At 71.4% G+C, this 17,550-nt stretch carries 17 protein-coding genes; 8 read left to right on the top strand and 9 right to left on the bottom strand.

Annotated features, from left to right (window positions below; all coding sequences use genetic code 11):
• Positions 1–388: 388 nt before the first annotated feature.
• On the bottom strand, positions 389–1,039 hold the full coding sequence (locus tag ACFY2L_RS00005; protein ID WP_390821115.1) for a DNA-3-methyladenine glycosylase: 651 nt from the start codon (positions 1,037–1,039) through the stop codon (positions 389–391).
• 149 nt (positions 1,040–1,188) lie between these two features.
• On the opposite strand from ACFY2L_RS00005, the gene ACFY2L_RS00010 reads away from it, so the two are divergent.
• The 3 genes from ACFY2L_RS00010 to ACFY2L_RS00020 all read left to right on the top strand — a co-directional run bounded on the left by ACFY2L_RS00010 (position 1,189) and on the right by ACFY2L_RS00020 (position 3,274).
• A complete protein-coding gene (locus ACFY2L_RS00010; RefSeq protein WP_390656166.1) occupies positions 1,189–1,971 on the top strand; it encodes a sporulation protein in 783 nt (260 codons plus the stop codon).
• A 103-nt stretch (positions 1,972–2,074) separates the two neighbouring features.
• On the top strand, positions 2,075–2,614 hold the full coding sequence (locus tag ACFY2L_RS00015; RefSeq protein ID WP_390656165.1) for a YbhB/YbcL family Raf kinase inhibitor-like protein: 540 nt from the start codon (positions 2,075–2,077) through the stop codon (positions 2,612–2,614).
• Positions 2,615–2,767: 153 nt separating this feature from the next.
• Positions 2,768–3,274, top strand: a complete 507-nt coding sequence (locus ACFY2L_RS00020) for an HNH endonuclease (RefSeq protein ID WP_390656164.1) — start codon at positions 2,768–2,770, stop codon at positions 3,272–3,274.
• 64 nt (positions 3,275–3,338) lie between these two features.
• On the opposite strand, the gene ACFY2L_RS00025 is transcribed toward ACFY2L_RS00020, so the two are convergent.
• From ACFY2L_RS00025 to ACFY2L_RS00035, 3 genes are all read right to left on the bottom strand, one after another.
• Positions 3,339–4,292 carry an SPFH domain-containing protein gene (locus tag ACFY2L_RS00025; protein WP_390656163.1) on the bottom strand — a complete coding sequence of 318 codons (954 nt, stop codon included), beginning with the start codon at positions 4,290–4,292 and terminating at the stop codon, positions 3,339–3,341.
• Between the two features lie 150 nt (positions 4,293–4,442).
• Positions 4,443–4,877 carry an NfeD family protein gene (locus tag ACFY2L_RS00030; RefSeq protein ID WP_390656162.1) on the bottom strand — a complete coding sequence of 145 codons (435 nt, stop codon included), beginning with the start codon at positions 4,875–4,877 and terminating at the stop codon, positions 4,443–4,445.
• A gap of 60 nt (positions 4,878–4,937) precedes the next feature.
• Entirely contained in the window at positions 4,938–5,735 is a 798-nt protein-coding gene (locus tag ACFY2L_RS00035) for an ABC transporter ATP-binding protein (protein WP_390656161.1), read from the bottom strand.
• Positions 5,736–5,889: 154 nt separating this feature from the next.
• On the opposite strand from ACFY2L_RS00035, the gene ACFY2L_RS00040 reads away from it, so the two are divergent.
• Positions 5,890–6,678, top strand: a complete 789-nt coding sequence (locus ACFY2L_RS00040) for a hypothetical protein (protein WP_390656160.1) — start codon at positions 5,890–5,892, stop codon at positions 6,676–6,678.
• 153 nt (positions 6,679–6,831) lie between these two features.
• Here ACFY2L_RS00040 and ACFY2L_RS00045 read toward each other — a convergent pair whose 3' ends face one another.
• The 4 genes from ACFY2L_RS00045 to ACFY2L_RS00060 all read right to left on the bottom strand — a co-directional run bounded on the left by ACFY2L_RS00045 (position 6,832) and on the right by ACFY2L_RS00060 (position 9,450).
• On the bottom strand, positions 6,832–7,071 hold the full coding sequence (locus tag ACFY2L_RS00045; RefSeq protein WP_390656159.1) for a chaplin: 240 nt from the start codon (positions 7,069–7,071) through the stop codon (positions 6,832–6,834).
• A gap of 207 nt (positions 7,072–7,278) precedes the next feature.
• Complete coding sequence (locus ACFY2L_RS00050) at positions 7,279–7,524, bottom strand: chaplin (protein WP_390656158.1); 246 nt, start codon at positions 7,522–7,524, stop codon at positions 7,279–7,281.
• A 146-nt stretch (positions 7,525–7,670) separates the two neighbouring features.
• Complete coding sequence (locus ACFY2L_RS00055) at positions 7,671–8,312, bottom strand: response regulator (protein ID WP_390656157.1); 642 nt, start codon at positions 8,310–8,312, stop codon at positions 7,671–7,673.
• A complete protein-coding gene (locus tag ACFY2L_RS00060; protein WP_390656156.1) occupies positions 8,305–9,450 on the bottom strand; it encodes a GAF domain-containing sensor histidine kinase in 1,146 nt (381 codons plus the stop codon). Before ACFY2L_RS00060 ends, ACFY2L_RS00055 begins: the two co-directional genes overlap by 8 nt.
• Positions 9,451–9,690: 240 nt before the next feature.
• Here ACFY2L_RS00060 and ACFY2L_RS00065 point away from each other — a divergent pair, with 240 nt between their 5' ends.
• The 3 genes from ACFY2L_RS00065 (at position 9,691) to ACFY2L_RS00075 (ending at position 12,522) form a co-directional block, all read left to right on the top strand.
• Positions 9,691–10,389, top strand: a complete 699-nt coding sequence (locus ACFY2L_RS00065; RefSeq protein WP_390821116.1) for an SDR family NAD(P)-dependent oxidoreductase — start codon at positions 9,691–9,693, stop codon at positions 10,387–10,389.
• Complete coding sequence (locus ACFY2L_RS00070; protein ID WP_390821117.1) at positions 10,386–11,447, top strand: S-adenosylmethionine:tRNA ribosyltransferase-isomerase; 1,062 nt, start codon at positions 10,386–10,388, stop codon at positions 11,445–11,447. The genes ACFY2L_RS00065 and ACFY2L_RS00070 overlap by 4 nt, the downstream gene beginning before the upstream one ends.
• A 337-nt stretch (positions 11,448–11,784) precedes the next feature.
• A complete protein-coding gene (locus tag ACFY2L_RS00075) occupies positions 11,785–12,522 on the top strand; it encodes a transglycosylase SLT domain-containing protein (RefSeq protein ID WP_390821118.1) in 738 nt (245 codons plus the stop codon).
• An 88-nt stretch (positions 12,523–12,610) separates the two neighbouring features.
• On the opposite strand, the gene ACFY2L_RS00080 is transcribed toward ACFY2L_RS00075, so the two are convergent.
• Positions 12,611–15,127 (bottom strand): FHA domain-containing protein, encoded by a 2,517-nt coding sequence (locus tag ACFY2L_RS00080; protein ID WP_390821119.1) that lies wholly within the window; start codon positions 15,125–15,127, stop codon positions 12,611–12,613.
• A gap of 246 nt (positions 15,128–15,373) precedes the next feature.
• Between ACFY2L_RS00080 and ACFY2L_RS00085 the strand changes: the two genes are divergently transcribed.
• On the top strand, positions 15,374–17,422 hold the full coding sequence (locus ACFY2L_RS00085; protein ID WP_390821120.1) for a streptophobe family protein: 2,049 nt from the start codon (positions 15,374–15,376) through the stop codon (positions 17,420–17,422).
• The last annotated feature ends 128 nt before the right edge of the window (positions 17,423–17,550 follow it).

The raw sequence follows: 17,550 nt of genomic DNA on the forward strand, positions 1-17,550 counted from the left end.
CTGGCGTTGATTTTTGGCACGCTGTTGAGTTCTCAAGGAACGGACGCTTCCTTTGTACTCACCCTCTCGGGCTTTCCTCCGGGCGCTTCCCTTCGGTCTTGCGTTTCCGACTCTATCAGATCCTTTCGGCGTCCGATTCCCGGTCGGCGGGATTTGTCTGCGGGCTTTGGGCTTTCGCCCGTCGGCCTTTCGACATTCACTACGTTAGCCGATTCCCGTGGCAACTCATAATCGAGTTCCTGCGCGTTCGAATTCGGGCATGCGGGCACGCCGAAATCGATCCCGCTGAGGGATGTCGTAGGTAGTGGGTTGGCCGCTTCCGGCTGCAGGCGAATGCCGTACCCGGTTCAAGCGGCTCGGGCTACGTTACGCCCCCGTCAAGGGCGAGTCAACTTCGGCGGCGCCTGGGGACATGGGCCCGGTACGGGCTCACCGTCGGGTCGTCGGCCACCCAGAAGCGCCAGGGGTGGGCGTCCCCGTTGCCGCCCTCACCCGCGACGCCGGTGCGCGGACCGTTGCGTACCTGGTCGGAGGGCACGGGCGTGCCGGTCAGCATCCTCAGCGGTGTCTTCTCGGGGGCGCACGCGTCCGTACCGTCGAGGGCCCGGTCCACGTCCAGGGCCGTGGCCAGGCGGGCAGGGCCTTTGGCCAGTTCCTTGTCGTCGCGGGCCGAGAGTCGGCGTGTGCGGGCCAGTTCGGCGCCCTCGATCACCTCGCCGGCGCGGAGCAGCACGGCGCTCGCCCTGCCCTCGGGGCCGCAGACGAGGTTCATGCAGTGCCACATGCCGTAGGTGAAGTAGACGTACACACGACCGGGGGGACCGAACATCACGTCGTTGCGGGCGGTGCGGCCCTGGTAGGCGTGGGAGCCGGGGTCGTTCGGGCCGTCGTAGGCCTCGACCTCCGTGAGGCGGAGGGTGATCGGACCGTCGGGGGTCGTACGGACGAGGAGGCGGCCGAGGAGGTCGGGGGCCACGTCCAGGACAGGGCGGTCGAAGAAGGCCCTGGGCAGGGGCGTACGGTCGGGGGTCGCGATCATGCCCTCCGAGCGTAGTGGAGAACGGCCGGTGCGTCGGGGTGGTCAGCGGGCACTCGGCTTGCCAGGGTGTGGACACGGAACCGGTCACGGCCGGATCGCGTTTCTAGGGATCAAGGGATCCCGTCAGTAGAAGTCGTAGAGGGAGAGACATGGCGTTCAAGAAGCTGCTCGCGAGTCTGGGGGCCGGCGGGGCTTCGGTCGAGACGGTGCTGACGGAGGTCAACGTCGTTCCGGGCGGTGTCGTCCAGGGCGAGGTGCGGATCCAGGGCGGGTCCGTGAACCAGAACATCGAGGGACTGTCCGTCGGACTCCAGGCCAAGGTCGAGGTCGAGAGCGGCGACGAGGAGTACAAGCAGAACATCGAGTTCACCAAGCTGCAGCTCGGCGGTGCCTTCGAGCTCCAGGCGAACGCCGTGCACGCGGTGCCGTTCGGGCTGGAGATCCCCTGGGAGACGCCGATCACGATGATCGACGGGCAGGCCCTGCGCGGGATGAACATCGGGGTGACGACCGAGCTGGCGATCGCGCGGGCCGTGGACTCCGGTGACCTCGACCCCATCAACGTGCACCCGCTGCCGGCGCAGAAGGCGATCCTCGACGCCTTCATCCAGCTGGGCTTCCGCTTCAAGAACGCGGACATGGAGCGCGGGCACATCCGGGGTACGCGGCAGAAGCTGCCGTTCTACCAGGAGATCGAGTTCTTCCCGCCGTCGCAGTACCGCGGGCTGAACCAGGTCGAGCTGAGCTTCGTGGCCGACGAGCACGCGATGGACGTCGTGCTGGAGATGGACAAGAAGCCGGGGCTGTTCAGCGAGGGCAGCGACACCTTCCGCTCGTTCCAGGTGGGTCTGAACGACTTCCAGGGGACGGACTGGGCGGCGTACCTCAACCAGTGGCTGTCGGAGGTCGGCAGCAAGCGCAACTGGTTCTGAGCGGCCGGGAGGGCCCGGACCCCGCGTGGGGTCCGGGCCCTCTTCGTGTGAAGTCGTAGGCTCGCCATTGGATTTGGTTCCCGATCGATCAGGAGGTGTCGCGGTGACCGAGTTGAAGAGGCGGCCGCTGCCCCACGACTTCCATCCGCCGGTGCCGTCGTTCACGGTCACGAGTGAGGACGTGCAGGAGGGCGCGACGCTCAAGGACGCGCAGGTCCACTCGGAGGGCAACACCTCGCCGCAGCTGCGGTGGGCGGGCTTCCCGGCCGAGACCAGGAGTTTCGCCGTGACCTGCTACGACCCGGACGCTCCGACGGGCAGCGGATTCTGGCACTGGGTCCTGTTCGACATCCCGGCCTCGGTGACCGAGCTGCCGGCGGGTGCGGGCGGCGGCACGTTCGCGGGGCTGCCCGCGGGTGCCGTGCACGCGCGCAACGACTACGGCACCAAGGACTTCGGCGGTGCCGCGCCGCCGCCCGGGGACGGGCCGCACCGGTACGTCTTCACGGTGTACGCCGTGGACCGGGAGAAGCTCGGCCCGGACTCCGACGCCTCCCCTGCCGCCGTCGGGTTCAACCTGCGGTTCCACACGATCGCCCGCGCGCAGCTGATCGGTGAGTACGAGAATCCCTCGAAGGGATAGGTCCGCTCATCGTTCATGGAACGTTTGCCCGCCTCTGGTCTTGGAAGTGATCAGGGGCGGGCATTTTTTATTGCGTTGTCCATCTCGGCGCGCCCGTCCAGAGTTGATCCGAGCCCGCCGGGGGGTGGGCAGGTGCAAGGGGAGGTGGGCTGGATGCGTGACACGTTGGTCCTGAACGCGAGCTTCGAGCCGCTGTCTACGGTGACGTTGAACCGTGCCGTCGTTCTGGTGCTGCAGGACAAGGCCGTCGTCGAGCAGGCCCACCCCGAACTGCGCATGCGGGGTGCCGAGGTCGACATACCGGCGCCCCGGGTGATCAGGCTCTGCAGATACGTACGGGTGCCGTTCCGAAGACAAGCGCCGTGGTCGCGGCGGGGGGTGCTGGTCAGGGACCGGCACAGGTGCGCGTACTGCGGCAGGCGGGCGACGACCGTGGACCATGTGGTGCCGCGGGCGCAGGGTGGCCAGGACACCTGGCTCAACACGGTGGCCTCCTGCTCGGAGGACAACCACCGCAAGGCGGACCGGACGCCGGAGCAGGCGGGGATGCCGTTGCTGCGGCAGCCGTTCGAGCCGACTCCGCAGGACGCGATGCTTCTGGCCCTGGGCCGGGACGACTTGGCGGGGCTGCCGGAGTGGTTGTCGGTGGACGCGGCGTGAGCCGGTGACGTGAGTGGGGCCCACCTCCTGTCGGGAGGTGGGCCCCACTGACATCCGGACGGGGTCAGTCGATCGACGGCTTCTCCCGGCGTTCCGGGATCTTCTTCTCGGTGCCTCCGCCGTTCGAGCCCGAACCGCCGCCCATCGCCCCGAAGTTGCCCATGGCGCCGGAGAGGCCCTTGAGGGCGTCGCCGATTTCGCTGGGGACGATCCAGAGCTTGTTGGCGTCGCCCTCGGCGATCTTGGGGAGCATCTGGAGGTACTGGTAGCTGAGGAGCTTCTGGTCGGGGTCGCCGGCGTGGATGGCCTCGAAGACCGTGCGGACGGCCTGGGCCTCGCCCTCGGCGCGCAGGGCGGCGGCCTTGGCCTCACCTTCGGCGCGCAGGATCTGGGACTGCTTCTCGCCTTCCGCGGTGAGGATGGCGGCCTGGCGCGTACCTTCGGCGGTGAGGATCGCGGCGCGCTTGTCACGGTCGGCGCGCATCTGCTTCTCCATCGAGTCCTGGATGGAGGTGGGCGGTTCGATCGCCTTGAGCTCGACGCGGTTGACGCGGATGCCCCACTTGCCGGTGGCCTCGTCGAGGACGCCGCGCAGGGCCGCGTTGATCTCCTCGCGGGAGGTCAGGGTGCGCTCCAGGTCCATGCCGCCGATGATGTTGCGGAGGGTGGTGACGGTGAGCTGCTCGATGGCCTGGATGTAGCTGGCGACCTCGTAGGTCGCGGCCCGGGCGTCGGTCACCTGGTAGTAGATGACGGTGTCGATGTTGACGACCAGGTTGTCCTGGGTGATCACCGGCTGCGGAGGGAACGGCACGACCTGTTCGCGGAGGTCGATGCGGTTGCGGATGGTGTCGATGAACGGAACGACGATGTTGAGGCCCGCGTTCAGTGTCCGCGTGTAGCGGCCGAAGCGCTCGACGATGGCGGCGCTCGCCTGTGGGATGACCTGGATCGTCTTGATCAGGGCGATGAAGACCAACACCACCAGAATGATCAAGACGATGATGACCGGTTCCATCGTGTTTCCCCGTCCCCTTCTCCGCTTTTCCGCCTCGAGCGCTTGGGAAGATCTTATGGTTGTCGAAGATCTTGCTGGTCGAGTCTGACAGACCGTCGCCTGCCTCGGGAGGTCTTCGCCTCACTTGCGTGGTGCGGGAGTTGCGCAAGGTCAGATGACGATCGCCGTGGCCCCCTCGATGTCCACGACGTCGACTTCCTCCCCGACTTCGTAGGCCCGGTCGGTGTCGAGAGCGCGGGCCGACCAGATCTCTCCGGCGAGTTTGATCCGGCCGTTTCCGGAGTTGTCGACGCGCTCCAGGACGACGGCCTGCTTGCCCTTCAACGCGTCCACTCCCGTGGCGAGTTGGGGGCGCTGTGCGCTGTGGCGGGCCGCGATCGGCCGCACGACGGCGATGAGGGCGACCGAGACGACGATGAAGACGAGCACCTGGGCGACGGCGCCGAGACCGATGCCTGCGCCGATCGCGGCGGCGACCGCGCCGACCGCGAGCATGCCGAACTCCGGCATGGCGGTGACCACGAGCGGGATTCCGAGCGCTGCCGCGCCGACTAGCCACCACACCCACGCGTCGATGTCGTTCACACGGTCATGGTAGGGCCGTACGTCCTGTCGCGGACAGGGCGCAAAGGGGGCGGCACGGGGTCAGGACAGCGGCAGGCCCTGGGCGGTCCAGCGGTCGCCGACCTGTTCCACGACGAGCGGGAGGCCGAAGCAGAGGGAGAGGTTGCGGGAGGTGAGTTCGAGTTCGACCGGGCCCGCGGCGAGGACCTTGCCCTGGCGGATCATGAGGACGTGGGTGAAGCCGGGGGCGATCTCCTCGACGTGGTGCGTGACCATGATCATCGAGGGGGCGATGGGGTCGCGGGCGAGGCGGCCGAGGCGGCGGACGAGGTCCTCGCGGCCGCCGAGGTCGAGTCCGGCGGCCGGCTCGTCCAGGAGCAGCAGCTCGGGGTCGGTCATCAGGGCGCGGGCGATGAGGGTGCGCTTGCGCTCGCCCTCGGAGAGGGTGCCGAACTTCCGGTCGAGGTACTCGCTCATGCCGAGGCGGTCGAGGAAGGCGCGGGCGCGCTGCTCGTCGACGTCCTCGTACTCCTCCTGCCAGCCGGCCGTCATGCCGTACGCGGCGGTCAGGACGGTCTGCAGGACGGTCTGGCGCTTGGGCAGCTTGTCGGCGAGGGCGATGCCGGCGATGCCGATGCGCGGGCGCAGCTCGAAGACGTCGGTGCCGGGCTCGCCGAGGGTCTCGCCGAGGACGGAGACGGTGCCCGAGCTGGGGAAGAGGTAGGTGGAGGCGATGTTCAGGAGGGTGGTCTTGCCGGCCCCGTTGGGGCCGAGGATGACCCAGCGCTCGCCCTCCTTGACCGACCAGGAGACCTGGTCCACCAGAGCCCGGCCCTCACGGACCACGGATACGTCCTGAAGCTCCAGAACATCGCTCATGAGCGCGTTGTCTCCCCTTGCAGTGTGGCCGGTCTCGGTTGTCGCGGGTGCCTGTGGCTCGGACCGCCGCGCGCGGGTGGGCGCGGCCCCTCGGGAAAATCTACGCCACTGGTCGGGTGGGCCGTTCCATCGGTCCGGTCCTTAGGGTGGGGGGATGTTCTCGGAACCGCGCTCTGGTCGCCTCGCCGCTTGGGGAAATGCCCTGTTGGCCGGACTTGTCTCTCCGGACGACGCCGTGCTCGCCGTGGTCGGTGAGGACGCCGTGCACCGGGTGGAGGGGCTGCCGGGGGAAACGGCGCCCGTCGGGCTCACGCTGGCGCTGGGGCGGCTGCGGGCGCTGGGGGTGCGGGGGCTGCGGGTGGCGCTGCCCGCGCCGGGGCACCCGCTGGGGCTGAGCGGGCCGCCGGAGTTCAACGCGCGGGCGCTGGAGGCGGAGGAGGCGGTGGTCTGTCACGGGGCCGCGCTGGGCCTGGTGCCGGAGGTGTACGAGGCCGGGCCCGCGGGCGACGTCCATGTCGAGGTGGTGTGGCACTGCCTGGCGGTGCGGGAGGCGCCGCCGGCCGATGTGCCGTCGCTGGGTGAGGCGGAGCGGGAGCTGGCGGAGGCGTTGCGGGAGGCGACGGCGGTGCTGTCGCGGCTGGACGTGGCGGGGTCGGGGCCGGTGGCGGAGGCTGCCATCGACGCGTACCGGGCCAGGGCGGAGCGGGGGCGGGAGGTGCTCGCGCCGGGGTATCCGCCCCGGGCGGTGCGGGTGCTGGAGCTGGCGCAGCGGGTGGCGCTGCTGGTGTCCCTCGCCCGGGAGAACGGGCACGGGGGTGCGGTCAGCTCAGCCGAGATGGCGGCGCGTGCGGAGGCGCTGCGGCCTGTGGAGCGTACGGCTCGCAGGGCGCGGGTCGCCGCTTACAACGCGTATGTGGAGGAGTTGGAGCGCGGGGCGCGGTGAGGCGCGCGTGGGGAGTGCGTGAGCCTGGGGGGCTCGGGGGGCGCGCGGCCCGGCGCTGACGGGGCGCCTCGAAGCCTTGGCGCGCGCGGACAGGGACGAGGGGCTCCGTACGTCGTCCTCGACGTACGGAGCCCCTCGCGGGTGCCGGCTGCCTCAGCGGTTCACGCCCGTGTTGCCGAAGGCCGGGTTCATGGTGCCGACGCCGGTGATCGAGTTGCCCACGGCGTTGACCGGGATGTGGACGGGGAGCTGGACGAGGTTGCCCGAGCCGACGCCCGGCGACTTCACGGCCGCGCCCTCGGCACCGGCGTCGGCGACAGCGGCTCCGGCCGAGGCGCCGGCGGCGATGCCGGCGACGGTGAGGGCCAGGGCGGCCTTCTTGGCGATGTTCATGGGTTGCGATCCTCCAACGTGTGCGGGTCCGACCCGGCCGGGGGTCGTGCGCTGACCAACGCGGGAGTGATCGGGAACGGTGCGGGGCGCGTGCCGGGGACAGCCCGTTCGGATCATTGGGGTGACAGGAGGATGGTGTGACAAGCGGACGGCCTCCCCCGGTGAGGGCCGGGGGAGGCCGAGGTCACGGCGGGTCCGGGCGGGACGTCAGCGGTTGAGGCCCTGGTTGCCGAAGGCCGGGTTCAGCACGCCGGACACGTTGACGCTGTTGCCGACGACGTTGACCGGCACGTGGACCGGGGCCTGGACGAGGTTGCCCGAGCCGACGCCCGGCGAGCCCTTGGCCTCGCCGAGGGCCGTGGCACCGCCGTGGGCGGAGGCGATGCCGGCTCCCGCGGCCAGCAGACCGCCGGCCACCATCGTCACGGCCGCTGCCTTCTTCAGGTTCTTCACTTCTCGAGCCCTCCTAGCGATTGCCGGCGGCAGTCGCCGCGGCACGCACTGGAGAACGGCGGGACTCCCCCGTGGTTGCGCCATCCGGGGGACATTCCCACGACGGTATGAATCTCAGCCCGGAGGGCGACACTCCGAATTGCCGGTCAGCCGGTCACACCATGGCGTACGGCCCACAGCGCGGCCTGGGTGCGGTCGGCGAGGTCGAGTTTCATCAGGATGTTCGAGACGTGCGTCTTGACGGTCTTCTCGGAGAGGACCAGGGCACGGGCGATCTCGCGGTTGGAGCGGCCGTCCGCTATCAGGCCGAGCACCTCGCGCTCCCGCTCGGTGAGGGAACCCCCTCTGCCCTGGCCGGAGTTGGCCTCCTCCTGGGAGAGCAGGGCGCCGGCGACCTCCGGCTGGAGCAGGATGTGGCCCGCGTGGACCGAGCGGATGGCGCCAGCGAGGGCGTCGGGGTCCACGTCCTTGTAGACGTAGCCGGCGGCCCCCGCGCGCAGGGCCGGGACCACGGTGCGCTGTTCGGTGAAGCTGGTGACGATCAGCACGCGCGCGGGGTTGTCCAGTTCGCGGAGTCTGCGCAGGGCCTCGACACCGTCCAGGCCGGGCATCTTGACGTCCATCAGGACGACGTCGGGTTTCAGTTCCTCGGCGCGCTCGACTCCCTCGGCGCCGTCGGCGGCCTCACCGACGACCTCGATGTCGTCCTGGACCTCCAGGAAGGTGCGCAGTCCGCGGCGGACGACCTGGTGGTCGTCGACGAGCAGCACCTTGATTGCGTCAGCCACCCGGGGCCTCCATCTCGATCGTGGTGCCCTTGCCGGGCGCCGATTCCACCGTCAGGCCGCCGCCGATCCCGCTCGCCCGGTCCCGCATGGACACCAGGCCGAGGTGACGGCCGGCCCGGCGGACCGCGGTGGGGTCGAAGCCGGTGCCGTCGTCCGTGACGCGCAGGACCGTGGCGGGGCCGCGCTTGTGGAGGGTCACCTCCACGTGCTGGGCGGCGGAGTGGCGCAGCGCGTTGTGCAGGGCTTCCTGGGCGACCCTGAGCAGGGCCTCCTCCTGGGCGGCGGGCAGGGCGCGCACGCCCTGGCTGGTGAAGGTCACGCGCGCGGTGTGGGCGCGGTCGAGGACCTGGACCTGGGTGCGCAGGGTGGCGACGAGGCCGTCCTCGTCCAGGGCCGCGGGACGCAGCTCGACGACGGCGGCGCGCAGTTCGTCGGCGGCCTCGGCGGCGAGCGCGGCGACCTGCTGCAGCTCCCCCTTGGCGCGGGAGGGGTCGCGGTCGACGAGGGCGGCGGCGGCCTGTGCCGTCAGACGCAGGGAGAACAGCTTCTGGGCCACCGCGTCGTGCAGCTCGTGGGCCAGCCGCGAGCGTTCCTCCGCGATGGTCAGTTCGCGGCTGCGCTCGTACAGGCGGGCGTTGGTGAGGGCGATCGCGGCGTGCTGGGCGAGGATGGAAAGCAGGTCCTCGTCCTCTTCGGTGAAGCCGCAGCTCCCCTCCGGCTTCGGGCAGTTCTTGTTCGCGAGGAACAGGGCGCCGATGACCTCGTCGCCGTCGCGGATGGGCAGGCCCAGGAAGTCGGACATCTCGGGGTGGGCGGACGGCCAGCCCTCGAAGCGGGGGTCCTTGCGTACGTCGGCCAGGCGCTCGAAGCGGGCCTCCTGGAGCATCGCGGCCAGGATGCCGTGCTGGCGGGGCAGGGGGCCGATGGCCTTCCACTGCTCCTCGCCGACGCCGTCGACCACGAACTGGGCGAAGCCGCCGTGGTCGTCCGGGACGCCGAGCGCGGCGTACTGCGCGTCGAGCAGCTCGCGGGCGGAGGCGACGATCGTCTTGAGGACGTCGCGCACCTCGAGATGCCTGCTCATGGCCAGCAGCGCGGAACTCACCGCGGCGAGGCCGGACCGGGGACCTTGGCTCATGTCTTCACGGTACCGGCGGGTGGTGACGGCGCGGATCCGACCTGTGACGGCCAGGGGTAGGGCGGGGGACCTAGGGCGGAAGTCCCAGGTACGGCGGCGTAGGGCGCGGGGAGCAGGTGTGCGGGCGTACGTCGAAGGGCCCCGGCGGGCCCCGTCCCACGTCCGAGGCGGGGCCGTGGGGCCGGTTCCTAGGTTGGGATCACCGCCGACGGAGGCGGATGGATCGAGGGGACGGTAGTCATGCCGGTAGCGATCATCACGGGAGCCTCGAGGGGGCTGGGGCGGGCACTGGCCGAGGCGCTGGCCGCGCGGGGCTGGGACCTGGTGCTGGACGCCAGGAACGAGGGCGTGCTGAAGGAGGCGGGTGTCTCGGTCGCGGCGCACGGGACGGACGTGCGGGTGCTCGCGGGGGACGTCACGGACTCCGCTCACCGGTCGGCGCTGGTGGCGGCCGCCCGGCAGCTCGGCGGGTGCGACCTGGTGGTGAACAACGCCAGCGCGCTGGGCGCCGAGCCCCTGGTGCGGCTGACGGAGCTGCCCCTGGACGGGCTGCGGCGGGCACTGGAGGTGAACGTGGTGGCGGCGCTGGGCCTGGTGCAGGAGGCGCTGCCGCTGCTGCGGGCGGCGCGGGCGGGCGCGGTGATCAACGTCAGCTCGGACGCGGCCGCCGAGGCGTACGAGACCTGGGGCGGTTACGGGGCGTCCAAGGCGGCCCTGGACCAGCTCGGGGCGGTGCTCGGGCAGGAGGAGCCGGGTCTGCGGGTGTGGGCGGTGGATCCCGGGGACATGGCCACGGATCTGTACGCGGCGGCCGTACCGGACGACGACGATCCGCGGCCGGAGCCGGGCAGTGTGGTGCCGGCCTTCCTGCGGCTGCTGGACGAGCGTCCGGCGAGTGGCCGCTTCGGCGCTCCGGCGCTGCTGGGGGGACGGCGATGACGCTGGCCGTGCGGGTGCCGGAGGATCTGTCGGCGCGGGTGCCGGCCGAGCAGCGGGGGCCGGGGCGGGGGCGGGACGACGTACGGCTGCTGGTCTCGCGGGGGACGGAGGTGGCGCACCACGTGTTCCGGGAGCTGCCGTCGCTGCTGCGGGCGGGGGACCTGCTGGTGGTGAACACGTCACCGACGCTCGCGGCGGCCGTGGACGGGCGGATCGGGCACACGCGCGTGGTGGTGCACTTCTCCACGCGCGGGGACGACGGGCGGTGGGCGGTCGAGCTGCGGGATCCCGACGGGCGGGGCACGACACGCGCGCGTGCGGGAGGGCCCGCGGGGACGCCGGTGCGGTTGGCCGGGGGTGCGCGGCTGGTGCTGGAGGAGCCGCTGAGTCCCGGGAGCGGGCGGTTGTGGTGGGCGCGGGTGGAGGGCGGCACGGGGGCGGGCGGGGGTGTGCCGGGGCTGCTGCGGGAGTACGGGCGGCCCATCCGTTACTCCTATACGGAGCGGGACCAGCCGCTGTCCGTGTACCAGACGGTGTTCGCGCTGGCGTCGGCCGAGGGCGCGGGCAGCGCGGAGATGCCGAGTGCGGCGCGGCCCTTCACGGCGGGGCTGGTGGCGGCGCTGGTGAGCCGGGGGGTGCAGTTCGCGCCGGTCACGTTGCACACGGGGGTCGCCTCGGCGGAGGTGCACGAGCCGCCGTATCCGGAACGTTTCGCGGTGCCGGAGGCGTCCGCGCGGTTGATCAACGCGGCGCGGGCCGGGGGCGGGCGGGTGATCGGCGTGGGGACGACGGCCGTACGGGCGGTGGAGTCGGCCGCGGGGACGGACGGGGTCGTACGCGCGCGTGAGGGGTGGACGGATCTGGTGGTCACCCCGGAGCGCGGGGTGGGGGTGGTGGACGGGCTGCTGACCGGGCTGCACGAGCCGGAGGCCTCGCACCTGCTGATGCTGGAGGCGGTGGCGGGGCGGGCCGCGATCGACCGGGGCTACGACGAGGCGCTGCGCGGGCGCTATCTGTGGCACGAGTTCGGGGACGTGCATCTCCTCCTCCCCTCGTAGGTCCTCACACAGGGCATTGCTTCGGCAACCGCGGGTGAGAAGGGGAGGCGGGCGATGTGAGGCCTCGCATAGGGCCCACATCACGTACGAAAGACATTAGGAGATAAACGGGCCCCCGGTGAACGGGACAGACAGTCTGGTCTGTCCCGTTTTGCCCTTCCCTGATCCACTACCGGGGATCGTAGGTCACACCTTTGCCTGGGCATTTTGCGGCCGCTAAGAATTGCTCACGTCGCTCAGCGCCGCGGGTTTCCGCCCGCGGCGTCGTTCGTGCCAAGAGCACCGTGTCCACCGTCGGACGAGCGACCTCCGCGCTATTACGAAGAGGTCCTTCGCCATGCCCAAGAACACTCACAAGATCGCGATCGCCGGTGCCGGCGTGCTCGGTGCCGCCGCCCTCGCCTTCTCCGTGGTGCCGGCCGACGCGCACACGACGACGACGGACGCCGTCTCCTCGTCCCGTGTCGCCTACAGCACCGAGCCGGTGCGCGACGTGAAGGGCAGCGTGACCGACCAGCTCGCCGGTTCGAACGTGAAGGTCGAGGCGATCGAGGCGAAGAAGAAGGCCGCCGCGGAGGCCGCCGCCAAGAAGAAGGCGGCAGCCGAGGCCGCCCGGAAGGCCGCCGCCGCGAAGCAGAAGGCCGCCGCCGAGGCCGCCGCCAAGAAGAAGGCGGCAGCCGCGCACAAGGCCAGGGAGGCCGCGAGCCGCTCGGTGAAGCGCGCCGCCGTCAGGCCGGTCGCCGCCAAGAGCTACGCCAACAACCTCGACGGCTGGATCCGTGAGTCGCTCGACATCATGAAGAAGCACGGCATCCCGGGCTCCTACGACGGCATCAAGCGCAACATCATGCGCGAGTCCTCGGGCAACCCGAACGCCATCAACGACTGGGACATCAACGCCATCAACGGCATCCCGTCGAAGGGCCTGCTGCAGGTCATCCCGCCGACCTTCAACGCCTACCACGTCGCCGGCACGTCCTGGAACATCTACGACCCGGTCGCCAACATCACCGCCGCCTGCAACTACGCGGCCGACAAGTACGGCTCCATGGACAACGTCAACAGCGCCTACTGAGACCGCGCGGACCTCTTTCGCGGCTGAAGACGCCGAAGGGCGGCACCCCACCTGACGGGGTGCCGCCCTTCGGGGCGTGCGGAGGCGACTACTTGCGCATGACCTCCGGCTCGTGGCGGCGCAGGAAGCGGGCCACGAAGAAGCCGCAGATCACGCCCAGGACGATCAGAGCGGCCATGTCCATGCCCCAGGCACCGACGGTGTGCTCCCACAGCGGGTCGGTGTCACCGCCGTCCTTGGGCGGGCTGATGTTGTTGAAGTCCAGCGTGGCGCCCGCGGCGCCGACCGCCCAGCGCGACGGCATCAGGTACGAGAACTCGTTGACGCCGATCGAGCCGTTCAGGGCGAACAGGCAGCCCGTGAAGACCACCTGGATGATCGCGAACATGACCAGCAGCGGCATGGTCTTCTCGGCGGTCTTCACCAGCGAGGAGATGATCAGACCGAACATCATCGAGGTGAAGCCCAGCGCCATGATCGGCAGGCACAGCTCCACCAGCGTGTTGCCGATGACCAGGCCCTCCTCCGGGATCTCCCGGCTGGAGAAGCCGATGACGCCGACCAGCAGCCCCTGCAGCACGGTGACCAGGCCGAGCACGAACACCTTGGACATCAGGTACGCCGAGCGGGACAGGCCGGTGGCGCGCTCACGCTCGTAGATGACCCGTTCCTTGATCAGCTCACGGACCGAGTTCGCCGCGCCCGCGAAGCACGCGCCGACCGCGAGGATCAGCAGGACCGTGGTGGCCGTGCCGTTGGGGATGACCCGGCCGGTCTTCGGGTTCACCGGGTTGGGCAGCAGGCTGTTCCCGGAGTCGATGAGCAGGCTCACCGAGCCGAGGACGACCGGCAGGATCACCGACAGGGCGAGGAAGCCCTTGTCGGAGGCGATCACCGACACATAGCGGCGCACCAGCGTGACGAACTGGGACATCCAGCCCTGCGGCTTCGGCGGCTTCATCGCCTGCATCGGCGGCATCTGTACGGACTGCGGCGCCACGGCGTCGATGTCCGCGGCGTACATCTGGTAGTGCTGCGAGCCCTTCCAGCGGCCCGCCCAGTCGTAGTCGCGGTAGTTCTCGAAGGCGGAGAAGACGTCGGCCCAGGTGTCGTAGCCGAAGAAGTTCAGTGCCTCCTCGGGCGGACCGAAGTAGGCGACCGCGCCGCCCGGGGCCATCACCAGCAGCTTGTCGCACAGCGCGAGCTCGGCGACGGAGTGGGTGACGACGAGGACCATACGGCCGTCGTCGGCGAGGCCGCGCAGCAACTGCATGACGTCACGGTCCATGCCCGGGTCGAGGCCCGAGGTGGGCTCGTCCAGGAAGATCAGCGACGGCTTGGTCAGCAGCTCCAGGGCCACGGAGACACGCTTGCGCTGGCCGCCGGAGAGGGAGGTGACCTTCTTCTCCTTGTGGATGTCCAGCTTCAGCTCGCGCAGCACCTCGTCGATGCGGGCCTCGCGCTCGGCGGGCGTGGTGTCGGACGGGAAGCGGAGCTTGGCCGCGTACTTGAGGGCCTTCTTGACGGTCAGTTCCTTGTGCAGGATGTCGTCCTGCGGGACCAGACCGATGCGCTGGCGCAGCTCGGCGAACTGCTTGTACAGGTTGCGGTTGTCGTAGAGGACGTCGCCCTGGTTGGCGGGACGGTAGCCCGTCAGCGCCTTGAGCAGCGTCGACTTGCCGGAACCGGACGGTCCGATGACCGCGATCAGTGACTTCTCCGGAACGCCGAACGAGACGTCCTTGAGGATCTGCTTGCCGCCGTCGACCGTGACGGTCAGATGGCGGGCGGAGAAGGAGACCTCACCGGTGTCGACGAACTCCTCGAGCCGGTCGCCGACGATCCGGAACGTCGAGTGACCGACGCCGACGATGTCCGCCGGGCCCAGGAGCTGGGTGCCGCCCTTGGGGATGGGCTGGCCGTTGACGTAGGTGCCGTTGTGCGAGCCGAGGTCGCGGATCTCCATGCGCCCGTCGGGCGTCGAGTGGAACTCGGCGTGGTTGCGGGAGACCTGCAGGTCCGAGACGACCAGGTCGTTCTCCAGGGCACGGCCGATACGCATCACACGGCCGAGGGAGAACTGGTGGAACGTGGTCGGGCTGCGGTCGCCGTAGACCGGCGGCGCCCCCGCGCCACCACCGGGGATCTGCTGCGCGTACGGCGTGTTCGGCCCCTGCTGCTGCGGGACCTGCGCGGGCTGCTGCGGCGGCTGCCAGCCGGCCTGCGCCGGCTGCGGCGCCTGCTGGCCGGCCCAGCCCGGGTTCGCGGCCTGGGCGGCGTAGGGCTGCTGCTGGGGCTGCGCGGCGGGCGCCTGCGCCCCCGAAAGGCTCACGCGCGGGCCGTCGGTCGCGTTGCCGAGGTGCAGCGCCGAGCCGGGGCCGATCTCCAGCTGGCTGACACGCCGTCCCTGCGCGAACGTGCCGTTCGTGCTGCCGTGGTCCTCGATGACCCAACTGCGGCCGTTGAAGCTGACCGTGGCGTGACGCCAGGAGACCCTGGCGTCCTCGAACACGATGTCCCCCTGCGGATCGCGTCCGAGGGTGTATGACCTGGACGGATCGAGCGTCCAGGTGCGTCCGTTCAATTCCAGTACGAGTTCCGGCACTCCATGCCCCACTGAGTAGTCCCCCGAGTTACCCCCATCACAGGGAGTCTAGGGATGTCGAACATCGTCGGGAACTATTTCAGTAGCGGCCCCCTGACCGAAAGTCGGGCCTCGTGATGAGCTTGCACCAGCACATCGGCCGTTCCCGTTGACGGGGTTGAAATCGCCCCGGAGAGTGGTAAACGCACGCGAGGGGGACGGATGCGGCGATCTTCGCCGAACCGCGCCGCGGATCGGGGGGTCTGCATGAGTGCCGGCACAGGGATCGAGAGCAACGGACGCGCGGGGTACGGCGGGGGCGTGCCGTGGGTGGACGTCGCCCTGGCCGCGGTAGCCGCGGTGAGCTGGGCGTTGATCGGGATGGCGGGGACGGCGGCGCTCGGTCTGCATCTGCTGGGAGCGGACACGGCGGGCTCGTTGGGCCCGATGACGGCGGCGGTGGTGGCCCTGGGTGCGGGCGGCTCCGTCACGCCGTCGGGCGACGTGTCGGCCTTCGGCCTCACGGGAGCCGAAGCGGACACCGCCATCGAGATCGCGCCACTGGGCGTGAGCCTGGTCGGCGCCCTGCTGCTGTCGTGGTTCTTCCTACGGTCCCTGCGGGCGGCCGGAGTTGTGGTCGCGCCGGCCGAACTCCTCGCGCGGGCGGGCGCGGTGGTCGTGCTGTTCGTGGCGATGCTGGGCGGGCTGGCCTGGGCGGGGCACGACGTCATCACGCTCGACGGCGGCTCGCTCGGGCTGGACGACGTGCCCGGCGTGGGCGGGGGCGGGGGCGGCGGGGGTCTGGAGATCCCCGGGCTCGGGGACGTGGGCGACATCGGGGGGCTGCTGCCCGACCGGCTCGGCGACCTCGTCGACGCGAAGGCGGCGGTCGGCTTCACCGTCGACACGGTGCCCACCCTGCTCGGCGGGCTCGTCTGGTCGGCGGCGGTCCTGCTGATCGCCCTGCTGGCCTCGCGGCGGACCCCGCTGCCGCCCGGCTGGGAGGCGGTGCACCAGGTGGTACGGCCCGCGGTGTCCGCCGTCGTCACCGTGCTGCTGGTGGCCGTGGCGGCGGGGCTCGCGGCCGCGGCGTACGCGGCGACCGGCGACGACCACCCGGGGCGGATCGCCGGAGCGGCGCTGCTCGGCGCGCCGAACGGGGTGTGGCTGGGCGTCTCGGTCGGCCTGTTCGTGCCCTGGGACGGCCGGGCCACCGGCGCCCTGACGAACCTGCTGCCGGACCCGCTCGACGACCTGCTGCGGGTCGGGACCGACCAGCCGGTGACGCTGGGCCGACTGGCCGAACTGGACGGGCGGGTATGGCTGCTGGGGGTGGCCGCGGCGGTGATGATGCTGTTCGCGGGGGTGTTGGCGGCGGTGCGGACGCCGGTGGGGGTGGCGTCGGCGGGGGTGCGGGGGGCGGATGCGCGGGGGTCCGGGGTCGGGGGTTTCGTCGGGCGGTGCGCGGTGCGGTTGGCCGTGGTGACCGCGGTGGCCCTGCCGTTGCTCGGCCGGCTGGCGGGGCTGTCCGTGGACGCCTCGCTGTCCGTGCTGGGGTTCGACGCGTTCGGGGCGGGGATCGAGTTGCACGGACACCTCGGGCCCGCGGTGCTCCTCGGTGCCGCCTGGGGGGCCGGGGCGGGGGCCGTGGGCGCGCTGCTGGCGTGCGCCACGGGAGCGGCCGGGCGACGGGCGGCCCCACTGGCACTGGGTGACGTGACGGCGGGAGCCGCACGGCGGCCCGGTGGGCGTGCGCAGCACGGGGGCGAGGGCGGCGGCGCCCGGCACACCGGCGCGGAGGCGGGGCCGTATGCACCGAGTGCCTCCTACCGGGCACCGAACCCCGCGACCAACCCGTATCTCCGGGTCCCGGAGGAACTGCGGGAACCCGAGGACGCGCGCCCTGACGGCGGGCCCGGCTGGTCGGACCGGCCGCGTCGGCACGGAGGCGACGGGCCGGGCGGGTACGGAGGCGACAGGCCGGGCGGGCGCTCGTCGGGTGCGGGTCGGGGGCGTGGCGGGTCCGGCCAAGGGGTGCCTCTCGGGGGCGGTGGGCCGGGCGGCTCCACGGGCGCGGAGGGGCCTGGCGCGGGCGGGTCGCAGGGGTCCGGTGGCGAGGGCCGGGCGGGCGAGCGGCCGCACGGAGGCGGAACGGGAGCCGGAGGGCAGGGGGACGTGTACGGTGCGCCGACCGTCGTGGGGCCGGTCGGGCCCGGGCCGCGGCGGCCCGGGGACGCCTTCGGGGAGGACCGGCCGCCTCCCCCTCCGCCGCCCCCTCCCCCGCTCCCGCCGAAGCGGCCCGAGCGGCCGCGGTGACCGGTGCGGCGGACCGGCGACGGGCGGCCTTCGCATGCCCGACATCTCCGGTTCGCCCAGTGTTCCGTGTCCGCTGGACGGACCTCTGAGGCGAAAGGCACTGGGTGCCCGATACGGTGGGATACATC

Source organism: Streptomyces sp. NPDC001381 (assembly GCF_042895685.1).
Lineage (GTDB): Bacteria > Actinomycetota > Actinomycetes > Streptomycetales > Streptomycetaceae > Streptomyces.

Bases quoted from the DNA above. Each gene is read 5' to 3' on its own strand.
- ACFY2L_RS00005 (WP_390821115.1), bottom strand. From the start codon at position 1,039: ATGATCGCGACCCCCGACCGTACGCCCCTGCCCAGGGCCTTCTTCGAC.
- ACFY2L_RS00010 (WP_390656166.1), top strand. From the start codon at position 1,189: ATGGCGTTCAAGAAGCTGCTCGCGAGTCTGGGGGCCGGCGGGGCTTCG.
- ACFY2L_RS00020 (WP_390656164.1), top strand. From the start codon at position 2,768: ATGCGTGACACGTTGGTCCTGAACGCGAGCTTCGAGCCGCTGTCTACG.
- ACFY2L_RS00025 (WP_390656163.1), bottom strand. From the start codon at position 4,292: ATGGAACCGGTCATCATCGTCTTGATCATTCTGGTGGTGTTGGTCTTC.
- ACFY2L_RS00035 (WP_390656161.1), bottom strand. From the start codon at position 5,735: ATGAGCGATGTTCTGGAGCTTCAGGACGTATCCGTGGTCCGTGAGGGC.
- ACFY2L_RS00040 (WP_390656160.1), top strand. From the start codon at position 5,890: ATGTTCTCGGAACCGCGCTCTGGTCGCCTCGCCGCTTGGGGAAATGCC.
- ACFY2L_RS00045 (WP_390656159.1), bottom strand. From the start codon at position 7,071: ATGAACATCGCCAAGAAGGCCGCCCTGGCCCTCACCGTCGCCGGCATC.
- ACFY2L_RS00060 (WP_390656156.1), bottom strand. From the start codon at position 9,450: ATGAGCCAAGGTCCCCGGTCCGGCCTCGCCGCGGTGAGTTCCGCGCTG.
- ACFY2L_RS00065 (WP_390821116.1), top strand. From the start codon at position 9,691: ATGCCGGTAGCGATCATCACGGGAGCCTCGAGGGGGCTGGGGCGGGCA.
- ACFY2L_RS00070 (WP_390821117.1), top strand. From the start codon at position 10,386: ATGACGCTGGCCGTGCGGGTGCCGGAGGATCTGTCGGCGCGGGTGCCG.
- ACFY2L_RS00075 (WP_390821118.1), top strand. From the start codon at position 11,785: ATGCCCAAGAACACTCACAAGATCGCGATCGCCGGTGCCGGCGTGCTC.
- ACFY2L_RS00085 (WP_390821120.1), top strand. From the start codon at position 15,374: ATGAGTGCCGGCACAGGGATCGAGAGCAACGGACGCGCGGGGTACGGC.